General features: G+C 63.7%; 21 protein-coding genes and 2 pseudogenes. 6 read left to right on the top strand and 17 right to left on the bottom strand.

Annotated features, from left to right (window positions below):
• Positions 1-136: 136 nt before the first annotated feature.
• Both NKJ94_RS31970 and NKJ94_RS31965 read left to right on the top strand, forming a co-directional pair.
• The gene (locus NKJ94_RS31970) at positions 137-292 is read left to right on the top strand and encodes a hypothetical protein (RefSeq protein WP_352531102.1); all 156 of its coding nucleotides are present in this window, start codon (positions 137-139) and stop codon (positions 290-292) included.
• Positions 293-553: 261 nt separating this feature from the next.
• Positions 554-2,284 carry an adenylate/guanylate cyclase domain-containing protein gene (locus NKJ94_RS31965; protein ID WP_352531114.1) on the top strand — a complete coding sequence of 577 codons (1,731 nt, stop codon included), beginning with the start codon at positions 554-556 and terminating at the stop codon, positions 2,282-2,284.
• Position 2,285: 1 nt separating this feature from the next.
• Here NKJ94_RS31965 and NKJ94_RS31960 read toward each other — a convergent pair.
• Positions 2,286-2,530 (bottom strand): annotated as a pseudogene (locus NKJ94_RS31960) (hypothetical protein); the annotation flags it as partial.
• 37 nt (positions 2,531-2,567) lie between these two features.
• On the opposite strand from NKJ94_RS31960, the gene NKJ94_RS31955 reads away from it, so the two are divergent.
• On the top strand, positions 2,568-3,104 hold the full coding sequence (locus tag NKJ94_RS31955; protein ID WP_352531100.1) for a dihydrofolate reductase family protein: 537 nt from the start codon (positions 2,568-2,570) through the stop codon (positions 3,102-3,104).
• 377 nt (positions 3,105-3,481) lie between these two features.
• Here the strand turns inward: NKJ94_RS31955 and NKJ94_RS31950 are convergent, their stop codons facing one another.
• The 13 genes from NKJ94_RS31950 to NKJ94_RS31890 form a co-directional block, all read right to left on the bottom strand.
• Entirely contained in the window at positions 3,482-4,312 is an 831-nt protein-coding gene (locus NKJ94_RS31950; protein ID WP_352531098.1) for a BtpA/SgcQ family protein, read from the bottom strand.
• Entirely contained in the window at positions 4,309-5,217 is a 909-nt protein-coding gene (locus NKJ94_RS31945; RefSeq protein ID WP_352531096.1) for a ribokinase, read from the bottom strand. The genes NKJ94_RS31950 and NKJ94_RS31945 overlap by 4 nt, the downstream gene beginning before the upstream one ends.
• A 3-nt stretch (positions 5,218-5,220) precedes the next feature.
• A complete protein-coding gene (locus NKJ94_RS31940; RefSeq protein WP_352531094.1) occupies positions 5,221-5,991 on the bottom strand; it encodes a glutamine amidotransferase in 771 nt (256 codons plus the stop codon).
• 57 nt (positions 5,992-6,048) lie between these two features.
• Complete coding sequence (locus NKJ94_RS31935) at positions 6,049-7,140, bottom strand: phosphotriesterase family protein (RefSeq protein WP_352531092.1); 1,092 nt, start codon at positions 7,138-7,140, stop codon at positions 6,049-6,051.
• A 4-nt stretch (positions 7,141-7,144) separates the two neighbouring features.
• Complete coding sequence (locus tag NKJ94_RS31930) at positions 7,145-8,146, bottom strand: ABC transporter permease (protein WP_502896189.1); 1,002 nt, start codon at positions 8,144-8,146, stop codon at positions 7,145-7,147.
• Between the two features lie 5 nt (positions 8,147-8,151).
• On the bottom strand, positions 8,152-8,949 hold the full coding sequence (locus NKJ94_RS31925; RefSeq protein WP_352531088.1) for an ATP-binding cassette domain-containing protein: 798 nt from the start codon (positions 8,947-8,949) through the stop codon (positions 8,152-8,154).
• Between the two features lie 74 nt (positions 8,950-9,023).
• Positions 9,024-9,962 (bottom strand): ABC transporter substrate-binding protein, encoded by a 939-nt coding sequence (locus NKJ94_RS31920; protein ID WP_352531086.1) that lies wholly within the window; start codon positions 9,960-9,962, stop codon positions 9,024-9,026.
• Positions 9,963-10,079: 117 nt separating this feature from the next.
• Positions 10,080-10,691 carry a cupin domain-containing protein gene (locus NKJ94_RS31915; RefSeq protein ID WP_352531084.1) on the bottom strand — a complete coding sequence of 204 codons (612 nt, stop codon included), beginning with the start codon at positions 10,689-10,691 and terminating at the stop codon, positions 10,080-10,082.
• Positions 10,692-10,841: 150 nt separating this feature from the next.
• The gene (locus tag NKJ94_RS31910; protein ID WP_352531082.1) at positions 10,842-11,705 is read right to left on the bottom strand and encodes a patatin-like phospholipase family protein; all 864 of its coding nucleotides are present in this window, start codon (positions 11,703-11,705) and stop codon (positions 10,842-10,844) included.
• Positions 11,702-13,060 carry a M16 family metallopeptidase gene (locus NKJ94_RS31905; protein ID WP_352531112.1) on the bottom strand — a complete coding sequence of 453 codons (1,359 nt, stop codon included), beginning with the start codon at positions 13,058-13,060 and terminating at the stop codon, positions 11,702-11,704. Before NKJ94_RS31905 ends, NKJ94_RS31910 begins: the two co-directional genes overlap by 4 nt.
• A 190-nt stretch (positions 13,061-13,250) precedes the next feature.
• Positions 13,251-14,615 (bottom strand): M16 family metallopeptidase, encoded by a 1,365-nt coding sequence (locus NKJ94_RS31900; protein WP_352531080.1) that lies wholly within the window; start codon positions 14,613-14,615, stop codon positions 13,251-13,253.
• 98 nt (positions 14,616-14,713) lie between these two features.
• On the bottom strand, positions 14,714-15,268 hold the full coding sequence (rsmD, locus tag NKJ94_RS31895; RefSeq protein WP_352531078.1) for a 16S rRNA (guanine(966)-N(2))-methyltransferase RsmD: 555 nt from the start codon (positions 15,266-15,268) through the stop codon (positions 14,714-14,716).
• Complete coding sequence (locus NKJ94_RS31890; RefSeq protein WP_352531076.1) at positions 15,249-17,195, bottom strand: pseudouridine synthase; 1,947 nt, start codon at positions 17,193-17,195, stop codon at positions 15,249-15,251. The genes rsmD and NKJ94_RS31890 overlap by 20 nt, the downstream gene beginning before the upstream one ends.
• Before the next feature lie 76 nt (positions 17,196-17,271).
• Here NKJ94_RS31890 and NKJ94_RS31885 point away from each other — a divergent pair, with 76 nt between their 5' ends.
• Positions 17,272-17,724, top strand: a complete 453-nt coding sequence (locus NKJ94_RS31885) for a nucleoside deaminase (RefSeq protein ID WP_352531074.1) — start codon at positions 17,272-17,274, stop codon at positions 17,722-17,724.
• Positions 17,725-17,796: 72 nt separating this feature from the next.
• On the opposite strand, the gene NKJ94_RS31880 is transcribed toward NKJ94_RS31885, so the two are convergent.
• Both NKJ94_RS31880 and ileS read right to left on the bottom strand, forming a co-directional pair.
• Positions 17,797-18,477, bottom strand: a complete 681-nt coding sequence (locus tag NKJ94_RS31880; RefSeq protein WP_352531072.1) for a hypothetical protein — start codon at positions 18,475-18,477, stop codon at positions 17,797-17,799.
• Between the two features lie 195 nt (positions 18,478-18,672).
• Complete coding sequence (gene ileS / locus NKJ94_RS31875) at positions 18,673-21,663, bottom strand: isoleucine--tRNA ligase (RefSeq protein ID WP_352531070.1); 2,991 nt, start codon at positions 21,661-21,663, stop codon at positions 18,673-18,675.
• 43 nt (positions 21,664-21,706) lie between these two features.
• Here ileS and NKJ94_RS31870 point away from each other — a divergent pair, with 43 nt between their 5' ends.
• On the top strand, positions 21,707-21,892 hold the full coding sequence (locus NKJ94_RS31870; RefSeq protein WP_352531068.1) for a hypothetical protein: 186 nt from the start codon (positions 21,707-21,709) through the stop codon (positions 21,890-21,892).
• 70 nt (positions 21,893-21,962) lie between these two features.
• A complete protein-coding gene (locus tag NKJ94_RS31865) occupies positions 21,963-22,178 on the top strand; it encodes an antitoxin Xre/MbcA/ParS toxin-binding domain-containing protein (protein ID WP_352531066.1) in 216 nt (71 codons plus the stop codon).
• A gap of 35 nt (positions 22,179-22,213) precedes the next feature.
• On the opposite strand, the pseudogene NKJ94_RS31860 reads toward NKJ94_RS31865, so the two are convergent.
• Positions 22,214-23,026, bottom strand: a pseudogene (locus NKJ94_RS31860) (MipA/OmpV family protein).
• Between the last annotated feature and the right edge of the window lie 289 nt (positions 23,027-23,315).

Below are 23,315 nucleotides of genomic sequence, written 5' to 3'. Positions count from 1 at the left end.
AAAGATTTCATTAGTTTTCTACCCCTGGCCTCAGGTTCAGGCTCGCATCTGATATTCTCAAAAACAACAAAGCGCCGCGCTATTTTCACGGAGCGGTTCGCCAGCACGATCCGTCCTCCGACAAAAGGAACCCGCCATGAGAAAACTCATCGTCACCGAATTCATCGGCGTCGATGGCATTGCCGAGGTCGAGAAGCTGCCAAGCGTGACCTGGAACGATGAGATGCAAAAATTCAAGGACGACGAGCTGGCCGATCGCGGCGCCATGCTTTTGGGGGCGCACGACCTATGAGATCTCTGCCGGCTCGTGGCCAAGGAGACCGGAGACTTCGCCGAGCGGTTCAACGCGCTGCTGAAATATATCGCCTCGACGAGCTTGACGCCGCGCGGATCCCTCCCGCCATTGATGCGATCGAGTTCGCAGCCACCAGGCGGAAGGTTCTGACCCGCCCTTTCTTGCTGCTGCGGGTAGGAAGATGTCTTGATCCAGCCACAAGCCCAAATTGCTGGATTTGGCAGCTCTGGAAGGATAAGCTTGGTTTGTGGTTCAGCGATGGAACAGAGACTAGCCGCAATTCTGGCTGCCGATATGGCGGGCTACAGTCGGCTAATGGAGGCCGACGAATCCGGCACGCTCGCACGCCTTCGGACCCATCGCATAGAACTGGTCGATCCCGCCATCGCGAAGAACAAGGGCCGGATCATCAAAACCACCGGAGACGGCATGCTCGTTGAGTTCCAGAGCGTGACCGATGCCGTGAAATGCGCCGTGGAAATCCAACAGCGCATGAAACGGCGCAATTCGGATGTGCCGCAAGAACGGCGTATGGAATTCAGGATCGGCATAAATCTCGGCGACATCATTTTCGACGATGAGGACATTTTCGGCGACGGCGTCAATATTGCCTCGCGCATCGAGCAACTCGCCGACGTCGGCGGTATCTGCGTGACCGCAGCGGTGGCGACCCAAATTGCCGACCGTCTCGAAATTGCCATGGAGGACCTGGGCGAGAAGACGTTAAAGAACATCAGCCGCCCGGTTCGCCTCTATCGCATTGGGTTTGATAGTTCTGTCCTGCCAGAAGTCGAGGCAAAGCGATCCATCTCGAAACCTTCGATAGTGGTGCTGCCATTCACCAACATGAGCGGCGACCCCGAGCAGGAATTTTTCGCGGACGGACTGACCGAGGACATCATCACCGAACTGTCCCGCCACCATGAGCTGTTCGTCATCTCGCGCAATTCCAGCTTCGTCTACAAGAACCGCGCCGTGAATGTGCGCGAGGTGGCCGAGAAACTCGACGTCCAATACCTGGTGGAGGGAAGCGTCCGCAAGATCGGCGACAGGGTGCGCGTGACGGCTCAGCTCATCGACACGGCGAATGACGCTCATATTTGGGCGGACAAATATGACCGGAAGCTGGACGACATATTCGCGATTCAGGATGAGGTGACCGCGGCGATCGCAGCCACGCTGCCCGGTCGTGTCGAGGCGGCTCAGCGGGACCAGCTCGCGCGGGCGAAACCTGCAAACATGGCCGCGTATGAATGTGTGCTTGCTGCCAAGGTGCTGCATCACCGAAGCACGATTGCGGATAATGAACGCGCGCGAACCTTGATAGACAGGGCCGTCGCGCTCGACCCCGATTATGCCCATGCCCATGCCTGGCAGGCCTGCATTCTTGGCCAGGCCTGGGTCCATAACTGGTGCGAAGACAGGGATGCAGTCTGGAACGACATCATGGCAGCGCTGGACAGGGCGCTGGCGCTGGACAACAACGATGCCGATGTCCACCGCATTCTCGCGGCAGTGAACGTGAACAACAATGAGCTGACCACAGCGCGCTACCATCAAGAGCGCGCCCTCGCCCTCAATCCCAATTACGACCTCGTGGTGGTGCAGCAAGGCGAGTTATTGACGTGGCTCGGGAGGCCGGAAGAGGGAATTGAATGGATCCGCAAGGCAATGCAGTTGAACCCGCACCACCCGGAGAGGTTCTGGAGCCATCTGGGAAAGGCGCATTTCGCCGCGCGCCAGTATGGCGAGGCGATCGAAGCTTTCATGCATCTGTCAACCATGGACTCGGTTCAGCACGCTTTCGCCGCTGCCTGCTACGGCTGGCTCGGCGATGAAATCGCGGCCGCGGCGCATCTAGGCAAGATCAGAACGCTCGATCCCCAATTCGACCTCGATTCATTCATCGCCACCCTGCACTATGCCCAGGAGTCTGATGTGCAGCACGTCCGCGAAGGACTGCTGAAAGCCGGTATTGCCAACCTGTAGGCAGCCCGTGACTCGCACGATCGGCGATAAGCTGTTGGACCTTAGTCACAGCGAAATAGCTACGGCTCTCTTCTACCTTGCTGGGCTCATAGTAGATGATCCAGTCGCCGACGCATGCTTCGACGTGGCGCAGATACTGACCAGGAAACTGGTATTGCTCAGCGGGCGGTCATTGTAGATCGAATCTGAACAGGGAAAGCCCTCCCCCTGAAAAAGCGCCGCGCTAGTTGACGGTGCAGTTCGCACAAGACCCGCACGGCCGTCCCGACAGAAGGAACCCGCCATGAGAAAACTCATCATCACCGAATTCATCAGCGTCGATGGCATTGCCGAGGTCGAGAAGCTGCCGAGCGTGGCCTGGAACGATGAGATGCAGAAATTCAAGGACGACGAGCTTGCCGACAGCGGCGCCATGCTGTTGGGGCGTACGACCTATGAGATTTTTGCCGGCTCGTGGCCCAAGGAGACCGGAGATTTCGCCGACCGGTTCAACGCCCTGCCAAAATATGTCGCCTCGACCAGCTTGACGGCGCTCGACTGGCAACCGGCCGAGCTGCTGCAGCGCGCATTGCCGGACGCCGTCAGAGGGCTGAAGCAAGGCAGCGGCGGCAACATCTATGTGCATGGCAGCCTGAGCGTCGCGCAGGAATTGCTGCGCCACGGCCTGGTCGACCGCATCAGGCTGCTCAGCTACCCCGGTGCCGTGGGCCAGGGCAAGCTGCTGTTCCCGCCCGGTGTGCAAGTGCCGCTCGAGCTGATCTTTGCCAGGCAGTTCGGCAATGGCGTGGTGGCGCTGGAGTATGCGGCTGGGAAGGCGTGATGAGCCAATCTCCCCCCTCGAGGGGGAGATGCCCGGCAGGGCAGAGGGGGTCGGTTCGACCGGGCGCGGCTCCTCTCTTGCGACAGTGGGGTTGGCGCACTACGCGAGACGACCCCCTCTGTCGCCTCCGGCGACATCTCCCCCTCAAGAGGGGAGATCGGCAGCTTCGGCCTCGGCGCTTATCCTGCAACGCTGGCGATTAGCGAAAGCGGTGATGACGGCCAATTTCCCCCTGAGGGGGAGATGCCCGGCAGGGTAGAGGGGGGCAGTTCGACGGGGCGGCTCCTCTCTTGCGACAATGGGGGTTGGCGCATTACGCGAGACGACCCCCTCTGTCGCCTCCGGCGACATCTCCCCCTCAAGGGGGGAGATCCCCCTCACCGCTTCAACCCGGCCACAAACCGCTTCACGCGCTCCGGGTCCACCCGGTTCCACCAGACGCCGTCGTGCTTCAGCGCGCTGGCGATGATCACGCCGTCGACGATGGCGAGGATGTCGTTGGCGTTGTCCGGCGTCACGCCGCTGCCGACCAGCGTCGGCAGGCCGGCGGCTTGCTTGATCATGCTGATGTAGCTCAGATCCGCGGCGTGGCCGGTGCGCTGGCCGGTGGCGATGATGGCGTCGGCGTCGAAGAAGACCAGGTCCTTGACCAGTTCCTCCACCGGGCGGTCGGCGACGATGGCGTGCGCGCCGTGCTTGACATGGGCATCGGCGAAAATGCGAATGCCATTGGCGCGCAGCCTGGTGCGGTAGCGTGCGGCGCGGCCCGCCTCGCCTTCGACAAAGCCCTCATTGGCGACATAGGCATTCGCCCATTGATTGACGCGGATGAAGCCGGCACCGGCGGCACTGGCGATCGCCAAGGCCGGAATTGCGGCATTGGCCAGCACATTGATGCCGATCGGCTTGCCGAGCTCGCGGCGGATGCGGTCGGAGACGACAGCCATATAGGCCGCCGTCTCCGGCCCGATATCGTCAGGCTTGGCGAAAGGGATATCGCCATGGTTCTCGACGATGACGCCGTCGCAGCCGCCGTCGAGATAGGCTTTGGCATCGTCGAGCCCGCGCTGGTAGATCGCTTCCACGGCCTCGCCGTCATAGCGCGGCGCGCCGGGCAGCGGTGCCAGGTGAACGACGCCGATCACCACCTTGGTGCGGCCGAAGAGTTCTAGGAGCGCGTCGCCGCCTGATTGGCCGATCTGGGTCATGAGAGCTCCGTTTGATCGATAATCGCCGCCATCTCGGAGGCGGAAGGACAGGATGCGAGCGTGCCCGGCCGTGTCACGGCGATGGCCGCGGCCGCGAGCGCCAGCTCCAGCGCCGAGGTAATAAGCATTCCCCGGGCAAGCCCGCCGGCCAGACAGCCGCAGAACACGTCGCCGGCGCCGCTGGTGTCGAGCGCCTCGACCTGTGGCGCCGGCAAACGAAGCGGTGATACATGGTCTGGGCCAAGCACGAGACAGCCCTCGGCGCCGAGCGTGATCACGACCGTGCCTGCGCCTTTGGCCGCCAGCGCATCGGCGGCCGCCGCCATGTCATCCCGGCCGGTCAGGGTTTTCGCCTCGGATTGGTTGACCACCAAAACCTCCGCCAGGCCAAGATCGGGCACAGATGCCGCGTCGATCGGGCTGGCGTTGAGAACGGTGCGTGCACCGTTTTCCCTTGCTGCCCTCAGGCAGGCATTGGTCGCGGCGGCGCGCAAATTTCCCTGGCAGACGAGGATGTCGCCGGGCGCGATCCAGCGGACAAGCGCTGTCTGCGCAACCGGATCGAAGGCTTCGCTGCAGGCGACGCCGCTGACGATGAAGTTCTCGCCGCCTCTATCGATGGCGATGGTCGAGCGGTCGCTCGGCAGCTCGAATTCGCTCACCTCGAGGTCTGACAGCTCGCTTTCAAGGCGGCTTCTGATCCATGCGCCTGCAGGGTCTTTGCCGAGCGCGGTCCAGAACGTCACCTCTGCACCCGTGCGCGCGGCCGCGACCGCCTGGTTGGCGCCCTTGCCGCCGAGGTCGTCGGCATAGCTCACGGCATTCAAAGTCTCGCCCGCGGCAGGGAAGCGGCCGACGTGAAACATCGTGTCGACGCAGGCATTACCGACGACGTGGACATGCATGGCTCAGCTCTCACCGGTCGCCCAGCTCAGCATCTGTTCGAACAGGGTCTTGTAACCTTGCCAGGCGATGAATTGCGGCGGCAGCCAATGCGGCCCGACATCGGATGTCCAGGCCACGGTGCGGCCCTTGCCGTAATGGCCGGTGACAAGCAGCGGCAGCGATCCATAATCGGACGATACGGTGGCCAGAACCTCCGCCCCGTCCTTCAGCGTCACCTCGTTGAAACCGAGCAGGATCGGCCAGTCCGAGCCGAGACCCCTGAGGATGGGATGGCTCGACTCTGGTTTCGGCACCGGGGCAAAGCCTTCGGGAACCTCGACGCGGTCGTCATACGCCAGGCAGGTCACCGGCAGCACGTCCTCGACCGGCGTCTTGCGGTAGCGCGCGCCGCCATTGATGCCCTGGAAGCTGTAGTAGCCGCCGAACATCAAGAGCCCGCCGCCGGCGCTGACATAGTCGCGCAGCAGGCGCAGCCGGTTCGGCGTCGGCTTCGAGTGGACCCAGGTGTCGGGATGCAGCAGCAGGGTGTTGGCGCCGATATCGGAGAGCACCACCGCGTCATAGGCCGACAGCGCCTCCATCGTCTGCGGAAAGCCGCGCTGCGCCTCATGCGCCGGCATGAAGGTGACGGCGAACTCGGTCGTCTTGAGCGCGCTCAGCAATTCGTCCGCGCCGGTGTGGTAGGTGACGGTCGGGAACTGGTCGAAACCCTTGATGTGGGTCGCGGTCGACACCCAGGATTCGCCGGCAAGCAGGATCTTTTTCTTGGACATTTGAACTCCGTCGTAACTCTGGCGGTAAGTCTTATCGCCGTAAATCTGGGGCGCCGCTCAGGTCTGCCGCGCGAAGACAGCCTTCGGATTGGCGATCAGCATGCGGTCGATGGCCGCCTGCTCGACGCCATGGCGCTTTAGGCGCGGTATGAAATGCTTGAGGATATAGCCATAGCCGAAACCGCCGAAGCGGGTCAGCATGATCTTGAGGAACACATCCTGCGACAAAAGCAGGCGGTCGCCGAAACCGGCCTCGACAAGGTTCGCGATGGCCCGCGCATTCTCTTCGTCGGAGGGCGATTGCGCGTCCTGGTCGGCATAATAATAGTCCATGCCGATCATGTCGTATTCGAGGAAGGCGCCGCGCCGGGCGAGGCTTGTCTGGTAGTCGGGATCGTCGTGGCTCGGGTTCATGTGGCAGAGCACGGTGTGGCGAAGATCGGCGCCCTCGGCCTCGACGACATCGAGCACCTCGTGCGCCAGCCGCTCCCAGCCGGGCAGATGGATCGACAGCGGCACGCCGGTGATGCGCGAGGCGCGCGCCGAAGCCCGCAGCGACTTGCGCTCCTCGGCGGTAAAATCCTTGCTGACGCCGACCTCGCCGATCAGCCCGGCGATGATCGGCGGCTGCGTCTCGCCGCCGCCGGCATCGTTGACGATGAACTCGGTGACGGCGTCGACATCCATCGCCTTCAGCCATTCGGGATGGGTGTGCTCGAGATAGAAGCCGGTGCCCATGACGATCTTCAGGCCGGACATGCGGCTGATGCGGGCGAGCTTTTCGGGGTCGCGGCCGATGCCGATATTGGTGGTGTCGACGACGGTGTGGCCGCCCAGCGCGCGATAGCGCTGCAGCTCCGACAGCGCCAGGTCGGCGTCGTCGAGCGAGACATTGTCGCGGTTGACGTAAGGGTTCATGCGCAATTCGCCGATGATCCCGATGTTCACCGGCTGCTCGGCGATCGCCATGTCGTCGGGATGGCAGGGACATTTCCAGCTGCGCGCGCCGTCGAGCAATATGTGCTCGTGCATCAGCGTGATGCCCATCTCCTCGACCGGAACCGGGCCGAGCACGGTCATCACATGGCCGGTATCGACCCCGATCGCCAGCCGCTTAATGGGCGCTGCGTCATCGAAAAGATTGCTCATCGGCTCAACGGCTCCGCACGGCGCCGCGGAACAGGCGGAAGTTGAGCCAGATGGCGATCAGGATGATCGTTCCTGTGACGATCGGCGTCAGGAAGGGCGACAGATGCGCCAGGATCAGGCCGTTGCCGATGACGGCGACGGTCAGCGCGCCGAGCACCGTTCCGATGATCGTGCCGCGGCCGCCGAACAGGCTGGTGCCGCCGAGCACGACGGCGGCGATCACTTCGAGTTCGAAGCCCTGGCCGGCATTCGACGATCCGGATCCGAGCCGGGCCGCGATGATGATCCCGGCAAGGGCTGCCGCGGCGGCGGAAATCACATAGACGAAAAGCGTCGTCAGCCGCGTGTTGACGCCGGCGCGCCGCACCGCCTCGGCATTGGCGCCGATGCCGGTGACATAGCGGCCGAACGGCGTCTCGTTGAAGGCCAGATAGGCGATGGCGAGGATCGCCAGCGCGATCAGCGCCGGCACCGGCACGCCAAGGAACCAGGCGCGGCCCAGCACGGTGAACGCGCTTCCGGGCTCGATCGGGATGGAATAGCCGCCGGTGATCAGCAGCGCCACGCCACGGATCACCGACAGCCCGGCGAGCGTGACGATGAAGGACGGAATGCCCTCATAGGCGACGAAATAGCCCTGCACCGCGCCAAGCAGGGCGCCGAGCGCCAGCATGGCGAGGATGACCACCGGCCATGGCAGGCCGAACTGCAAAAGCGTCGCCGACAGCGTCGCCACCAGCGCCAGCACGGAGCCGACCGAAAGATCGATGCCGCCGGTGGTGATGACGAAGGTCATCGCCGCGGCGACGATCAGCAGCGGCGCCGACTGCCGCAGGATGTTCAACAGGTTGGGCGAGGTCAGAAAGGCGTCGGTCGCCACCGAGAAGATGATGCAGACGACAACAAAGAACAGCGCAATCGACACGACGCTGCCATTGGCGAGCAGGGCATCGCGCCAGGTGCCTTTGCGCACCCTTGGCGGCTGGGCGGAGTGGATCGAGCTCATGTCGCTCATGCCGGCGCTCCACCGCGATAGCCGTGGGTGGCGGAACGCGCATTGAACTTGCGGCCGACGATCAGATTGACCACGTCCTCGATATTGGTTTCGCCAATCAGCCGCTCGGCGACGCTGCGTCCTTCATACATGACCTGGATGCGGTCGCAGACGAGGAACAGATCCTGCAGGCGGTGGGTGATCAGAATGACGCTGACGCCGCGGGCGCTGACGGCACGGATCAGCTCGAGCACGGCCTCAACCTCGGCGACGGCAAGCGCTGCCGTCGGCTCGTCCATGATCAGCACGGCCGGCTCGAACGAGGCGGCGCGGCCGATCGCGATCGACTGGCGCTGCCCGCCGGAGAGGTTTTCGACCTTGAGCCGCGTATCGGCGATGACGATGCCGAGACGATCGAGCATATGGCGCGTCTCATCGTGCATGCGCTTGTTGTCGAGAAAGGAAATGCCGGCGATGCGGCGGCGCGGCTCACGGCCGAGAAAGAGGTTGCCGGCGACATCGACCGTGTCGCACAGCGACAGGTCCTGGTAGACCATCTCGACGCGCGCCGCACGCGCGTCCGCCGGCGAGCTGAAGGTCACCGGCTTGCCGTCGATCTCGATGGTACCGGCGTCGGGAACCACAGCCCCCGACAGCACCTTGCTCAATGTCGATTTGCCGGCGCCATTGTCGCCGACCAGCCCCAGCACCTCGCCCGGCTTCAGCGTCAGCGACACGTCGTCGAGCGTCTGGATGGCGTTGTAGCGCTTTGAGATGCCGCTCATCCGCACCCGGTAAGTCTGGCCACTGCTCATCTGGGTTCCACGCGATTTGCAAAGCATCCGCGGCGTCGCCTCAGGCGGCGCCGCGGATTGGTCGCCGATGCAGTCTACTTGAACATCGCGCGGTATTGGTCGACATTCTTCTTGGTCACGATCGTCACCGGAATGTTGATGATCGGATCGATTTTTTCGCCCTTCTTGAGCTTGCCCAGCGCTTCGACCGCAGCCTTGCCTTCGCCGGCCGGATCCTGCTGGACGACCGCCACCACCCAGCCATCATCGATGCCCTGAACCGCCTGCTTGGTCAGGTCCCAGCCGAACACTTTGACGTCACCGGTGCGGCCCTGGCTGGTCACCGCCGAAACGGCGCCGAGCAAGGCCGGCTCGCCGGTCGCATAGAGCGTCGTCATGTCCGGATTGGCAGTCATCAGGTTTTCCGAAGCGCTCAACGCGGTCTCCTGGACGTTCTGGCCGTCGACCGTGTCGAGGAAGGTGACGGCCTCACCGCTGTCGGTGACCGCCTTCTTGAAGCCGTCGAGCCGCTGGTTCTGGATGAACGAATTGAGCGCGCCGACGATGCCGATCTTGGCTTTGCCGCCCATCTCGGTCTTCACATAGTCGGCGTAGAACTTGCCAATATCCTCGCCGGCCTTGGTGTTGTCGACACCGATGAACGAAATGTTGTCGCCGTCGGGGATCTGCGCATCAATGGCGATGACGGGAATGCCGGCCGCCTTGGCAGCGGTGATCGCCGGCTTGACACCGTTGACGTCGATGGCGACCAGAATGATGCCGTCGACTTTCTGCGTGATGTAGTTCTCGATCGCGTCATTTTGCGCGCTCGGCACATTGTTGGCGTTGAAGATGACCAGCTTGGCGCCGGCGGCGTCGGCGGCCTTCTGCGCGCCCTCGTTGATCTGGTTGAAGAACAGGGCCTGCTGGTTGATGTTGACGAGAGCGAACGTATCGGCCAGCGCCGATCCCATGGCTACCGAGCCCACGGCAATGACGGCGGCGCAGCCGGCGAGAAGTTTGAACAGACGCATTTTTGGTTCCCCTTGCTTGCGGACCAAACCTCGGCCGGTCCCGTTGGTGCTAAAGGCACGAGGCAAACATTCAAGAGACTTGAATATTTGTCAATCCAAATGAACGTGGAGCGTCGCTCAGAAAGTCGCCGGCGTGTTGACCCAGAAAATGCTGGCGCGTTCCTCGCCGATGTTGCGGTAATGATGCGGCAGTTCCGACCTGAACACGAAGGCATCGCCGGCGGCGAGAGCATGGATCTTGCCGTCGACAATCAGCTCGATCCGACCGGCGAGCACGTAGCCGACTTCCTCGCCGGCATGCTGGATCGGACCTTCGCTCTCGCCGTCTGCCTCGATGTGATGGATGTTGCATTGCAGCAGGTGGCCGGACGAATACGGAATGATGCGTTCGAGCGAGATGCCCTCGCCGCGCCGCAACGCATCGAGCGCGATCAACGGCCGTGCGCCTGCGCGGAACACGATCGCCTCGTCGTCGTCGACCTGCTCGAACATCCAGCCGATATTGGTGTCGAGAACCTCAACCAGACGGTGAAGCATGGGCAGGGACGGCGAAGCCTTGCCGTTCTCGATCTTGGACAGCAGGCTTTCAGAGCAATTCGCGGCGGCAGCCAGCGTCTTCAGCGTCATGCCACGCGTCTGGCGGGCGAGGCGCAGCCGCGTGCCGAGCCGCGCGGCATTTAGGGTGGCGTCTGTTTCTGACTCTGGCCGTTGCCGATCGATTTTGTTCATCCGTTCGCCTCAACAACAGTCAGAGGACAACTCTCGCGCGAGCAAAAGACAGCAGCGGCCGATTTGCAAGCGCTTATCTGTCGATTTCGATGCTGCGGCCATGACCAGACAGTTTGAAGACACGGCAAACGCAATCTCAGCGTTCAACCCTTACACCCGCTTGGTACGCTTGCTGGTTTCGGACTTGGCCCGGGCCTCGACCGCCTTCTCGATCTCGCGCTTCAGCTCGTCCTTGATGTCGGCCGTTTCGGCCAGCAAGGCATCGATCTTCATGAAATCGAGCACCCGGTATTTCGACACGGCAGGCCGGATCAATATGTCGGGCCGGCTCTGCTTCAGCTTGCTGGCGATGATCGACTGCATCATCAGCTGCGTGGCGCCGAACATCAAGTCGACGGAGGTCGGGAATTTGCGCCCGGCCTCGGTCGGCGCGCCGACCACGTCGACGGCGATGATGATGTCGGCGTCGAGCTCGATCAGGTCGAACGGCACGGGATTGTAGATGCCGCCGTCGATCAGCAGCCTGCCGTCGCGCATCACCGGGCGGAACACCGCGGGGATCGCCGCTGAGGCAGCCAGCGCCGAATGCAGCTCGCCTTCGCCCATCACGGCGAGCCTGTGTCCGTAGAAATCGGTTGCCGTCACCTTCAGCGGTATTTTGAGTTCGGCGAAGGTCTCGGGGATGGCGTCGGGCAGGAACGCTTTGAGGATGCGCTCGACATTGAACTGGCTGACGCCCAAGCCGCCCTGCATCGCCTCGGCAAAAGTGCCGGGCCGCGCCCGCCACATGCGCGTCGCCACTTCGGCGCGGCGGCCGAGGATCGAGCGCGTATAGTCGTGGATGTCCTTGCCGGTCATGCCCGAGGCCATGCCGGCGCCCATGATGGCGCCGATCGACGAGCCGGCGATGGCGGCCGGCCTTATGCCCAGTTCGTCCAGCGCCTCGATGACATGGATATGCGCCAGCCCGCGCGCGCCGCCGCCACCAAAGGCGATGCCGAAGCTCAGGCTCATTCCTTGTCGGCCTCGCCGAGCTTCGGCCCGACCACCATGACGGCCGGCTCGGCGGAGAGCAGCTTTTTTGCCGCCGCTTTCACCTGGTCCAGCGTCACCGCATTTATGAACGCGGCGCGGCGCTGCATGTAGTCGATGCCGAGCTTGTCGAGCTGCAGCTCGACCAGCGTTGCGGCGATCGCGCCGGAGGAATTCAGATTGTTGATGGCATAGGCGCCGATCATGTATTTCTTGGTCGCCGCCAGTTCGGCTTCGGTCGGCCCCTCCTCGGCCATGCGCTTGACCACGTCGCGCACGACAGCCAGCGTCTCGGCGGCTCTGTCCGAGCGGGTCGAGGTGGTGATGGACAGCGCCTCGGAGTGCTGGTGGTCGACGAGGTCGGAGCTCACGCTATAGGCCAGGCCGCGCTTGTCGCGCACCTCGTCGAACAGCCGCGAGGTGAAGGTGCCGCCGCCGAGAATCTCGTTCATCAGCACCGCGGCGAAGAAGTCCGGCGCGTTCCGCTTCACGCCGGGATAGGCGAGTTGCAGCGAGGCCTGCGGCTGGTCGTAAACGACCTCAAGCTGCTGGCCGAGCTTCAGGTCGATGTCGGCGACTGGCGTGAGCGCCTGTTTTTCCGGCAGGCTGCCGAACACCAGATCGAGCTTCTGCTTCAGCGTCTCGGCATCGATGGCGCCGACCACCGCGACATGCAGGCCGTCGCGGGCGAAATTCGCCTTGTGGAAGGCGCTTAGGTCGCCCGGCGTGATCGTCGCTATGCTTTGCCTGGTGCCCTGGTCGGGCCGCGCATAAGGATGGATGCCGTAGATCGCTTCCAGCCATTTGCGCTGGGCGAGCGTATCGGGATCGCGCTCGCTGGCGATGATGCCCGACAGGATTTGCGAGCGGATGCGGTCGATCGGCGCCTGGTCGAAGCGCGGCTGGTTGACCGCCACGCGCAACAGGTCGAAGGCACCGTCGCGCTGCTCGGCCAGCATGCGCATCGAGCCATAGATGCCGTCGCGCTGCGCGTCGAAGCTCATTTCGGCGCCGACATCGTCAAGCTTGATCTGGAAGGCCTCGCTGTCGAGGTCGCCGGCGCCTTCGTCGAACAGGCCGCTCATCAGATTGGCAAGCCCTTCCTTGCCGGGCGGATCCTGCGTCGCGCCGCCATCGAAGACGAAGCGGATGGCGACGATCGGCACCGAATAGTCTTCCACCAACCAGGCGGTGATGCCCTTCGACGAGGTCACCTCCTGGATGTTCATGGCGGCACGAGCGGAAAGCGCCGGCAGGATGAGGAAGACGAGGGAGAGGAGCAGGGTTGCTAAAAGCGGGCCGGCGCGCCAATTGCCAAGGTCGGCGCCGCCCCTCATCGCCCTGCCGGGCACTTCTCCCCGTATAGTGACGGGGAGAAGTGGGCTGGCCGCAACGGCGGCGCCCTTCCAGCAACGCTGGCGGTTGGCGAAATCGTCGATCAGAGCGCCCCTCTCCCCGTCATTATACGGGGAGAGGATGCCGGCAGGCGGGTGAGGGGCAGCGCCAACGCTCAAGCTCATCATCAAATCAATTCCCAGCCTGGGTTTGCGGCAGAAGATAGCCGGTCGTTGCGTGGTTGAGATTAAGATAGCGGGCAGCGACCGCCTTGACCTGATCGGCTGTGACCTTACGGATGCGGTCCGGCCATTGCTGGACGTCCTGGATATTGCCGCCGGTGGCGAGCGTCGAGCCGTAGATGTTGGCCATGTCCTCCTGCTTGTCGCGAGCAAAGATCATCGAGCGGACGAAACGGTCCTTGGATTTTTCCAGCTCGTCGCTGGTGACGCCGTCTTTCGCAATGCGGGCAATCTCGGCGTCGACCGCGGCCTCGATGTCGGCCAGCTTGGCGTCGCCGCGCGGCGCGCCGTAGACGGTGAAATTGGTGTCGTCGAGCATGGTGCCTTGGAAGAAGGCGCCGGCCGCCGCGGCTATGCCTTGCCTGACGACAAGCTCCTGGTAGAGCCGGCTGCGGTTGCCGCCGCCGAGGATTTCGGACAGCACGTCGAGCGCCTCCGCTTCGCCCGGCTTTGCCGTGTGATAGGACGGAACCACCCACTGCGTGGTAAAGCTCGGCACGCTGACGCGTCCATCGGTCAGCGTCACCGTGCGCCTGGTGTTCTGCTCCGGCTCGACGGGGCGGATGCGCGGCGGCAAATCCGGACCGCGCGCGACCTTGCCATGGGTCTTTTCGGCCAACGCCTTGACCGTTTCCGGCTCGACATCGCCGGCCACCACCAGCACGGCGTTATTGGGCGTGTAATATTTATTGTAGAAGGCCATCGCGTCGGTGCGGTTCAGCTTCTCCATCTCCTGCATCCAGCCGATGACCGGGATGCGATAGGGCTGGTTCTGCCACAGCGTGGCATCGATTTCCTCGTCGAGCACCGCCTGCGGATTGGAGTCGATGCGCGAGCGGCGCTCCTCGAGGATGACGTCGCGCTCGGTCTTGATGACATCGTCGTTGAGGATGAGATTGCGCATCCGGTCGGCCTCGAAGCCCATCATTTGCTCGAGCGCCTGCGGCACCACCGTCTCGTGAAAGGCGGTGTAGTCGTAGGAGGTGAAGGCGTTGTCCGAGCCGCCGATGGCGGCGACGGCGCGGTCGAGTTCGCCGGCCGCATGGTTGCTGGTCGCCTTGAACATCAAATGCTCGAAGAAATGGGCAATGCCGGATTTGCCCGGCGGCTCGTCGGCGCTGCCGATCTTGTACCAGACCATATGGGTGACGATCGGGGCACGGTGATCCGGGATGACGACGACTTCCATGCCGTTGTCGAGCAGGAAATCCGTCGCTGCGCCGTTGTCAGGATTGCTATCCGCCAGAGCCGGAGCGGCCATCACCAAAGCCAGCCCCAAGAGCGTTCCGCGCAGCCATTCAGCCTGAAATGTCATAGATGGCTCCGGTTTGGTGGTGGGACGATAGGCGGGGTTGCTGGTCGAGGCAAAGCGAATTGTTCGTCATTTTGAAGGCGCCATCGCGAAGGCCGAACTCAGGCGGCCTCGATGAAGCGGATGACCGTCTCGCCATAGTTGCGCTCGTCGACAATCGAAAAGCCCGGCCCTGCCTCGAACGGCGCCGCCGCTGCTTCCTCGACGACGCAGAGCGCACCGGGGGAGAGCCAGCCGCCGGTCTTGGCCGAGCGCAAGGCGCGTTCGCCAAGGCCTTTGCCATAGGGCGGATCGGCAAAGACCAGGCCGAATGCGGCGATGGTGCCTGCCTCGCCCAAGGCCGTCGCGTCGCGGCGGAAAATCTTGGTGCGGCCGGTGAGGCCGAAGGCCTCGACATTGGTGCGGATCAGGCCGCGCCCTTCGGCGGATTCCTCGATGAAGACAGCGTAGGAGGCGCCGCGCGACAGCGCTTCGAGGCCGAGCGCGCCGGTGCCGGCGAACAGGTCGAGCACGCGCGCGCCGTCCAGTCTTTCGGGAAAGCGATGCGCCAGCACGTTGAAGACCGCCTCACGCGTGCGGTCGGTGGTCGGGCGGATGGCAAAGGTGCGGGGCGTCGCCAGCGGACGCCCGCCAAGCTCACCGCCGACGATCCGCATTACTTCCTTTCGGGCCGCCGCGCGGCCGGTCGCCACCGCCATCCGGGCGCTCGCCGCGCGGTTTGCCGAACGGCTTTGCAACGCCGCCTTGCGGCTTGCCGCCGGGCTTGCCGTAAGACGGCTTGAACGAGGCCTTGCGCGCCTTGTTTTCTGCCGCCTTGGCGGCGTCTGCCTCCGCCCTGCCCTTGCCAATCGGCCGTGCGCCCGGCGCCATCCAGACATTGGCCTTGCGCTGGCCCGGCGGCTCGATCGGCCGCTGCTCGCGTTCGGACTTCTTCCCACCGAAGCCGCCACGAGGCTTGTCGCCACGGGGTTTGTCCCCGAAGTCGCTGCGTTCAGGTCTGGGGCCACGCTCGCCAAAGCTCTTTTTCGGCCCAAAGCTCCTGTCGGGGCTTGTCGACAGCTTGCCGAGCGCTTCGTCGCGGCTGCCTTCGCGACGCTTGCGGTTCTTGATCAGGCCGCCCTCGCCGATCGGCCGGCGTTCGCCGTCGCGGGTGAATTTCGGCCGCTCGGGCTCCTCCTCCCGCTCACGCCTGACCGGCTTGTTGGAAAATGGCTTGGCGATATCGGCGTCGAAATTGGCGCCGGACTCTTCGACCAGGCGCTCGCCGAGCTGGTCGCGCAGCACGCGGCCCTTGATCTCCAGCACATGGCCTTCCGGCAAATCGTCGAGCTGGAACGGCCCGTAGGAAATACGGATCAGCCGCGTCACGTCGAGACCGAGCGCGCCCAGGATGTTCCTGACCTCGCGGTTCTTGCCTTCGCGCAGGCCGAGTGTCAGCCAGGCGTTCGAACCCTGCTCGCGGTCGAGCGTCGCCTCGATGGCGCCATAAAAGACACCGTCGACGGCAATGCCTTCGCGCAGCCCTGCAAGCGCGCTTTCCTCGACCTTGCCGTGAACGCGCACGCGGTAGCGTCGCAACCAGCCGGTCGCCGGCAGTTCGAGCACGCGCGACAGGCCGCCATCATTGGTGAGCAGCAGCAGGCCTTCGGTGTTGATGTCGAGCCGGCCGATGGTCATCAGCCGCGGCAGCCCGGGCGGCAGCACGTCGAAGACGGTCTTGCGGCCTTCCGGATCGCGGTTGGTGGTGACCACGCCGGCCGGCTTGTGGAACAGGAACAGCCGCGTGCGCTCGATCGGCGGGATCTCCATGCCGTCGAGATGGATGATGTCGCCGGGCATCACGTTGAAGGCCGGCGAGGACAACGCCCTGCCGTTGACCTTGACGCGGCCGGCCGCGATCAGTTCCTCGGCGTCGCGGCGCGAGGCCAGGCCGGCACGCGCCAGCCGCTTGGCAATGCGTTCGCCGGCTTCTTCCGTTGCCTCGACGCGACGCGGGCGCGGCTTGAAGCCATCCTCCGATGCCGCCTGTGCCCTTTGTGTCCCTTGGGGCCGATCGCCGCCAAAATGACGCTTAGGACGATCACTGAAGTCACGCTTGGGACGGTCGAAGCGCTTTTCGCCGTGCTCGCCTTCCGTAGCTGCCGGCCGGTCACCGCGCGGCGCGTAGGGCTTGCGCGGACCTTCGCGCTTCTCATAAGGCTTGCCTTCCGGACGCGGCCCTTTGCTGAACGGCCTGTCGCCGCCTTTGAAGTCGCGCTTCGGCCCCTCGCCTTCGGCCGCTGCTGGCCGGTCGCCGCGCGATGCATAAGGCTTGCGTGGACCCTCGCGCTTTTCATAAGGCTTGCCTTCGGGTCTTGGTCCCTTGCTGAATGGCCGGTCGCCTTCCTTGAAGTCGCGCTTTGGCTTGAAGTCGCGCTGCGGCCGTTCGCCTTCGGCCGCCGCCGGCCGGTCGCTACGCGGAGTGTAGGGTTTTTTGGCGCCGAAGGACGGCTTGCCGCCCTTGCCGGGAGCGCTATCGCGACCGCGCGGCCCGGCCGGCTTCGGGCCGTTCCTGCGCGGGAATTTCTTGTTTTTGTCGTCCATGTGGCCTTTGCTCGTTTGCGCGGGTAGTAACAGGATCGCGCTCTAGTGGCGAGGAGATAATCGGAATGGAAACCGCGTGAAGCGGCAGGATTTCATGGCGCTGGCGCTGAAAGAAGCCGAAGCCGCCGCCCAGCGTGGCGAGGTGCCGGTTGGCGCGGTCGTCGTCGGCGGCGATACGGTCGTTGCGAGTGCCGGCAACCGCACCCGCGAGCTCGCCGATCCCACCGCCCATGCCGAGATGCTGGCGATCCGCGAAGCCTGCAGCAAGCTTTCCAGCGAGCGGCTCAGCGGCCACGATCTTTATGTGACGCTGGAGCCGTGCGCCATGTGCGCCGGCGCCATCTCCTTCGCCAGGCTGCGGCGGCTCTATTTCGGCGCCGCCGACGAAAAGGGCGGCGCGGTGGTCAACGGCGTTCGCTTCTTCACGTCACCGACCTGCCACCATGTACCCGACATCTATCCGGGCATGGCAGAGAACGATGCAGCAGCACTGCTGAAAGACTTTTTTCGCGAGCGACGCGGACCCTGATTTTTCTGGTCGGGCCGACGATCCAAATCCAGCCAGCCAAATCCAGGCCAGCAAGTCTCTGGCGCCGTCAGTCTACCAGGGCAGCCAGTCGAACATGCCACCGCTCTTGCTCTTGGCGGCAGCCTCCTTCTTGAGGCGGCGTTCCTTTTTGTACTCGTCCTCGCCAAGGTCGCCCTGCGGCGCAGTGTCGGCGGCAGCGCGGTATTGCACCGGCGGCTCGCTCAGATATCTGCGGGTGGTCGGGTCGCCCTGTTTGCCTTCAGCCCTGCGGCGCATGATTTCCGCAGCGCGGCCCTTGTCCGAATCGGCCGGAGTCCAGGCTGGCGGGTGGCTCGAGCCCGACTGCTTCAGCGCGGCCTTGACCGACGCCGGATCCGTCTGCACGTCATCGACGACCTGCGCCTGGTAGGCCGGGTCGTCCTGATGCAGGGTAGCATCGGCGCGCAGGCGGGCACGGCGCTGCTCCGGCGATTCGGGCCATTCGGCGCTTGCCGTCTCGATGCTTTCCTGAGGCGGCGGCAACACTTCCTTCTGCCCAGGTCCCGGCTTTACCAGCGCGGGCCTCGGCTTGTAGTCGATGTTGTTCTTGCCCTTGGGTGCGAAGGAAAAAGCCCCGGTGAGGTCGCCGGCAAGCTGCGCGCCCGCGGTCTTGTCGGTCCCGTAAGTGGGCGAGCCCATGCAGCCGGACAAGGCAAGGCCCGATACGACAAGCGGCGCCAGCAGCGCAACGCGCGCGTAAGTTCTCTCGGTCATGCCAAAAAGTCCCACTGTAGACAGCCTCTCGATTGCCGCCGGCCAAAGAAAGGTCCGGTCCCCGTCGCCTATGCTCTTCCGACGGAATTCCGGCGACAATTTGTCGTCCGGAGTTTCGCGTGTTTACCTCAACCACTCGTTAAGGGCAACGCACGGGGGCTGATCGGCCGCCCGCCGTGGCATTTGTGCACCGCCTCAAAGGCGGCTCAAAGCCTTCAGCTCATGCAGGACAGCGGCGTCACGGGCCGAAACATCCGGGAATTCCGGATCCAAGCCGACATCGGCGGTGTAGCGCCAGGAGCGTGCGCATTTCACCAGGCCGCGGTCCTCCGCCTTCTCGACGACCACGGCGACGCCTTTGACGTCGTCGAGGGTAAAGCCGCCCGCCGATGCCTTGCCGTGCGCGATAACCAGATCGCTGGTGATCGCCATCTCGGCCATGTCGACATCGGCGATCGCCGCTTCGAGCGCGGCATCGTCGAGAGTGACGACCGGCACCGCTTCCAGCGAAGAGCCGATGACCTTCTGCGCGCGGGCGATCTCCAGCGCGCCGGTGACGACACGGCGGACCTGCCGCACCTTGCGCCACTTCTCCGCCAGCGCCTCGTTCTTCCAGTCCGCCGGGATCTCCGGGAACTGGTCGAGATGCACAGAGACGGCATCCGAATGGCGGTCGAGCCAAGCCTCTTCCATGGTGAAAGGCAGCATCGGTGCCAGCCATTTCACCAGGCAGTCGAAGAGATGGCGCACCACCTGCACGGAAGCCTTGCGCTTCACGCTGGAAGGCGCTTCGCAGTAGAGCGCATCCTTGCGGATATCGAAATAGAAGGCCGACAGCTCGACCACCATGAAGTCGAGCAGCGCGCGGGTGATGCGCTTGAATTCGAAGGCGTCGTAGCCCGAGCGTACCAGTTCATCGAGCTCCGCGAGCCGGTGCAGCATCAGCCGCTCCAGCTCCGGCATCTTGTCCAGCGGCACCTCCTCGCCATCATCATGGGCGAGCGTGCCCAGCATCCAGCGGATAGTGTTGCGCAGCTTGCGGTAGGCGTCGATATTGGTCTGCAGCACGTTCTTGCCGAGCCGCTGGTCTTCCCAATAATCGGTCGTCACCACCCAGAGCCGCAAGATGTCGGCGCCGGACTGTTTGATGACGTCCTGCGGCACGACGGTGTTGCCGAGCGACTTCGACATTTTCCGCCCCTCCTCATCCATGGTGAAGCCATGGGTGACGACGGTGTCGTAGGGCGCCCTGCCCCTGGTGCCGCAGCTTTCGAGCAGCGAGGAGTGGAACCAGCCGCGATGCTGGTCGGAGCCTTCGAGATAGACGTCGGCCGGCCATTTCAGGTCCGGCCGATCCTCAAGCGTGAAGGCATGCGTCGAGCCCGAATCGAACCAGACGTCGAGGATGTCCATCACCTGCTGCCATTTCGAGGCATCGTGATTGCCGAGGAAACGCTCCTTGGCGCCGGCGGCGAACCAGGCGTCGGCACCTTCCTTCTCGAAGGCGTCCATGATGCGCTGGTTGACCGCCTCGTCGCGCAGGACATTGCCGTCAGCATCGGCGAAGACGGCGATCGGTACGCCCCAGGCGCGCTGGCGCGACAGCACCCAGTCGGGGCGCTCTTCGATCATGGCGCGGATGCGGTTCTGGCCGGCCGCCGGCACGAAGCGGGTATCGTCGATGGCTTTCAGGGCGCGGCTGCGCAGCGTCGTGCCGTCGCCAAGCTCCTTGTCCATGTAGACGAACCATTGCGGCGTGTTGCGGAAGATGATCGGCTTCTTCGACCGCCATGAATGCGGATAGGAGTGCTTCAGCCGGCCGCGCGCGAACAGCGCATTGTGATTGATCAGCTCGTCAATCACCGCCTGGTTGGCATTGCCCTTCTTGCCATTGTCGTCGATGACGCGCCCCGCCCCACCCTCGCGGTCCGGGCCAAAGGCCGGCGCGTCCTTGGTGAAGAAGCCGGCATTGTCGACGGTGAACGGGATCGCGGTGTCGATGCCGCGCTGGCGAAGATCAGAGGCCGCATCCATCCAAGCGTCAAAGTCTTCGCGGCCGTGTCCTGGCGCAGTGTGGACGAAGCCGGTGCCAGCGTCGTCGGTGACGTGGTCGCCGGCGAGCATCGGCACGGGGAATTCGTAGCCGCCATTCAAACCTTTGAAGGGATGAGAAAGCGTAAGGCTTCCAAGCTCTTCGGCGCCGACGCTGCGAAGACAATTCAAGGTGACTTTGGCCTTCCCGGCGGCCTCGTCTGCAAGTTTCTCGGCAAAGATCAGCTTTTCGCCGGGCTGGGGACCAAAGGCGTTCTCGGCCGCCGTAACCTCGTAGAGACCATAGTTGATGCGCGGCGAGTAATTGACGGCGCGGTTGCCGGGGATTGTCCACGGCGTCGTCGTCCAGATGACGACGTTGGCATCCAGCAGGTCCAGTGACGTCTCCGTAAGCTTCGGATCCAAGGCTGGCTGCCCATCCTCGACGTTGATGACCTGACGAGCAAGGCTGACGACCGGAAACTTCGCCCAGATCGTATCCGACTCATAGTCCTGGTACTCGACCTCCGCCTCGGCAAGCGCGGTGCGCTCGACCACGCTCCACATCACCGGCTTGGAGCCGCGATAGAGTTGGCCGGACATGGCAAATTTCAACAGCTCCCCGGCGATGCGCGCCTCGGCATGGAAAGCCATCGTCGTATAGGGATTGTCGAAGTCGCCGACGACGCCCAGCCGCTGGAACTCGGCACCCTGCACCTTGATCCAGTGCGCCGCGAACTCGCGGCATTCCTGGCGGAACTCGTTGACCGGCACCTCGTCCTTGTTCTTGCCCTTGGCGCGGTACTGCTCCTCGATCTTCCATTCGATCGGCAGGCCGTGGCAATCCCAGCCGGGCACGTAGTTCGAGTCATAGCCGCGCATCTGGAATGAGCGGGTGATGACGTCCTTGAGGATCTTGTTCAGCGCATGGCCGATATGGATGTTGCCATTGGCATAGGGCGGGCCATCATGCAGCACGTATTTTTCGCGGCCGGCGGCGTCTTCGCGCAATTTGCGGTAAAGGTCCATGTCCTGCCAGCGCTTGACCAGCAGCGGTTCCTTTTCCGGCAAACCGGCGCGCATCGGGAAATCCGTCTGCGGCAGGTAGAGCGTTTTGGAGTAGTCGATCGTCTCGGCGGTATCGGTATCAGTCATTGGTCTGCCATATGCGTTGCCCGGCGGCAAAAGAGCCCGGGCGTTGAACTATCATGATCTGGAAAAAGCGCGAGAGGCCGCGCGCAAGATTCCCGGCGGCTCCGGCGGCGGTCAGGCCGCCCGGAACACCGGGCCTGTAATTCGTATCGCAATCGCGAATGCGCTGATAAAGTGCGTCATGACCGGGCTTTTAAACGAGGCCGGCCCTATTGAAAAGCCCGAACTCTGATGCTTCCTCCTAGGAGCATGTACCAACTGCGGTTTACATTTCACAGTTAGCGCGCCGGAAGGAACGAAATGTGACTCTGACGATTACCGAGTCCGAACGCGCCCTGCGACTTCGTATTTCAACGATGGCGGATCGTGTTTTCGGCAACCATGAAAGGGCGCAGCGCTGGCTGCGCAAGCGAAGTCGGGTGCTCAACGAGGCGCCCATCAATCTCCTACAATCCGAAACAGGTGCGATGCTTGTGGAAGAGGAACTCAACCGCATCGCCTACGGCATAGTCGCCTGAGCCATGCGGCTGCGCACAGTATATAACCTGCGACATCACATCGAGAAATCGAAGCGGTAGGTTGTCGACACGCCGATCGTGAACTGGTTGCGATCGCCGCGCTCCTTGACCAGGCTGGAATCGGCGGCCGGACCCATCAGGCGGGAATATTCGCCAAACAGGCTGGCCGTCATCGGCTCGGTCACTTCCCAGGTCACCGCGCCGCCGAGGCCCGCCGACTTCACGCCGCCGCCGGGATGATATTCGCTGAGCCCCGAGGCCGCGGCCTCCTCGGCATCAACGCCATAATAAGCATCGAAGTACCCTGACGAAGCGAACGAAACGCGCGGGCCGCCCGAAATCCTGACGTCCGGCCTCACATCGTAGAATGCGTCGGCGGCGATGTCGGCGACAAAGCCGTTATGGGCGCGAATGCCGTGCCGCAATTCGGCGCGGGCGCGCAGCCAATCCAAAGGATAGAATTCAAAGAAGCCGCCGGCCTCGCCGCCCCAGCGCACCGGGTCGAGGCCTTTCAGTTCATCGGCGTCACCACCGTCGCGGGAAAACAGGAACTTGCCGGTCAGGCCGGCGCGGACGCCGCCGTCGTCGATCAGCGCCAATGAGATGTTGTCGTTGCGCGAGGCGAAGCGCGCCGCGGGGCCAGCCTTGCCGAGCGAGATGATCGGCGAGGCGCTGAGCAGGTACTTCTTGCCGCCCTCGAAATTCGGAGCGACCATGCCGGTGGCGCCGACTGTCAGGTACCAGTCTCCGGACAGCTAGCCGAAGGTGCCCTCGCCGGCCTCGGCGACGCCGCACGCGCGGAGCATGAAAGCGGCCAAGACCATCGGGATTGTCGGGACAGACCGCATCGTTACTCCATACGTCGAACACGTTGGCCGACACAACCAGCCTTCGCCGAAGCCATGGCGCCAGTTCGGTAAAATTTGACTTAATATCCGCAACATTGGCGGCGTTGGCCGAACTGTCCCGCATTGCAGCCAATTGTATGGTGCGCCAAGATCCCAGATCAAGACATCTGGAATGCGCCAGCAGCCGCCTCACCCAAGGGTTATAAATATTCGCGGACAAACATGCCGGCGCTGTGAAGAGCGCGCCAACCGGCACTCAACCCCGCATTCCAAACCGGCCAAGCGTGAA

Origin of the sequence: Mesorhizobium sp. M0060 (genome assembly GCF_040323155.1) — a bacterium.
Taxonomy (GTDB): Bacteria; Pseudomonadota; Alphaproteobacteria; order Rhizobiales; family Rhizobiaceae; genus Mesorhizobium.
This window is presented reverse-complemented; position numbering and strand designations above follow the sequence as displayed.

What these genes read in the sequence shown, in the direction of transcription:
- NKJ94_RS31970 (WP_352531102.1), top strand. Translation starts at nt 137, where the DNA reads ATGAGAAAACTCATCGTCACCGAATTCATCGGCGTCGATGGCATTGCC.
- NKJ94_RS31965 (WP_352531114.1), top strand. Translation starts at nt 554, where the DNA reads ATGGAACAGAGACTAGCCGCAATTCTGGCTGCCGATATGGCGGGCTAC.
- NKJ94_RS31955 (WP_352531100.1), top strand. Translation starts at nt 2,568, where the DNA reads ATGAGAAAACTCATCATCACCGAATTCATCAGCGTCGATGGCATTGCC.
- NKJ94_RS31950 (WP_352531098.1), bottom strand. Translation starts at nt 4,312, where the DNA reads ATGACCCAGATCGGCCAATCAGGCGGCGACGCGCTCCTAGAACTCTTC.
- NKJ94_RS31945 (WP_352531096.1), bottom strand. Translation starts at nt 5,217, where the DNA reads ATGCATGTCCACGTCGTCGGTAATGCCTGCGTCGACACGATGTTTCAC.
- NKJ94_RS31940 (WP_352531094.1), bottom strand. Translation starts at nt 5,991, where the DNA reads ATGTCCAAGAAAAAGATCCTGCTTGCCGGCGAATCCTGGGTGTCGACC.
- NKJ94_RS31935 (WP_352531092.1), bottom strand. Translation starts at nt 7,140, where the DNA reads ATGAGCAATCTTTTCGATGACGCAGCGCCCATTAAGCGGCTGGCGATC.
- NKJ94_RS31930 (WP_502896189.1), bottom strand. Translation starts at nt 8,146, where the DNA reads ATGAGCTCGATCCACTCCGCCCAGCCGCCAAGGGTGCGCAAAGGCACC.
- NKJ94_RS31925 (WP_352531088.1), bottom strand. Translation starts at nt 8,949, where the DNA reads ATGAGCAGTGGCCAGACTTACCGGGTGCGGATGAGCGGCATCTCAAAG.
- NKJ94_RS31920 (WP_352531086.1), bottom strand. Translation starts at nt 9,962, where the DNA reads ATGCGTCTGTTCAAACTTCTCGCCGGCTGCGCCGCCGTCATTGCCGTG.
- NKJ94_RS31915 (WP_352531084.1), bottom strand. Translation starts at nt 10,691, where the DNA reads ATGAACAAAATCGATCGGCAACGGCCAGAGTCAGAAACAGACGCCACC.
- NKJ94_RS31910 (WP_352531082.1), bottom strand. Translation starts at nt 11,705, where the DNA reads ATGAGCCTGAGCTTCGGCATCGCCTTTGGTGGCGGCGGCGCGCGCGGG.
- NKJ94_RS31905 (WP_352531112.1), bottom strand. Translation starts at nt 13,060, where the DNA reads ATGAGGGGCGGCGCCGACCTTGGCAATTGGCGCGCCGGCCCGCTTTTA.
- NKJ94_RS31900 (WP_352531080.1), bottom strand. Translation starts at nt 14,615, where the DNA reads ATGACATTTCAGGCTGAATGGCTGCGCGGAACGCTCTTGGGGCTGGCT.
- rsmD (WP_352531078.1), bottom strand. Translation starts at nt 15,268, where the DNA reads ATGCGGATCGTCGGCGGTGAGCTTGGCGGGCGTCCGCTGGCGACGCCC.
- NKJ94_RS31890 (WP_352531076.1), bottom strand. Translation starts at nt 17,195, where the DNA reads ATGGACGACAAAAACAAGAAATTCCCGCGCAGGAACGGCCCGAAGCCG.
- NKJ94_RS31880 (WP_352531072.1), bottom strand. Translation starts at nt 18,477, where the DNA reads ATGACCGAGAGAACTTACGCGCGCGTTGCGCTGCTGGCGCCGCTTGTC.
- ileS (WP_352531070.1), bottom strand. Translation starts at nt 21,663, where the DNA reads ATGACTGATACCGATACCGCCGAGACGATCGACTACTCCAAAACGCTC.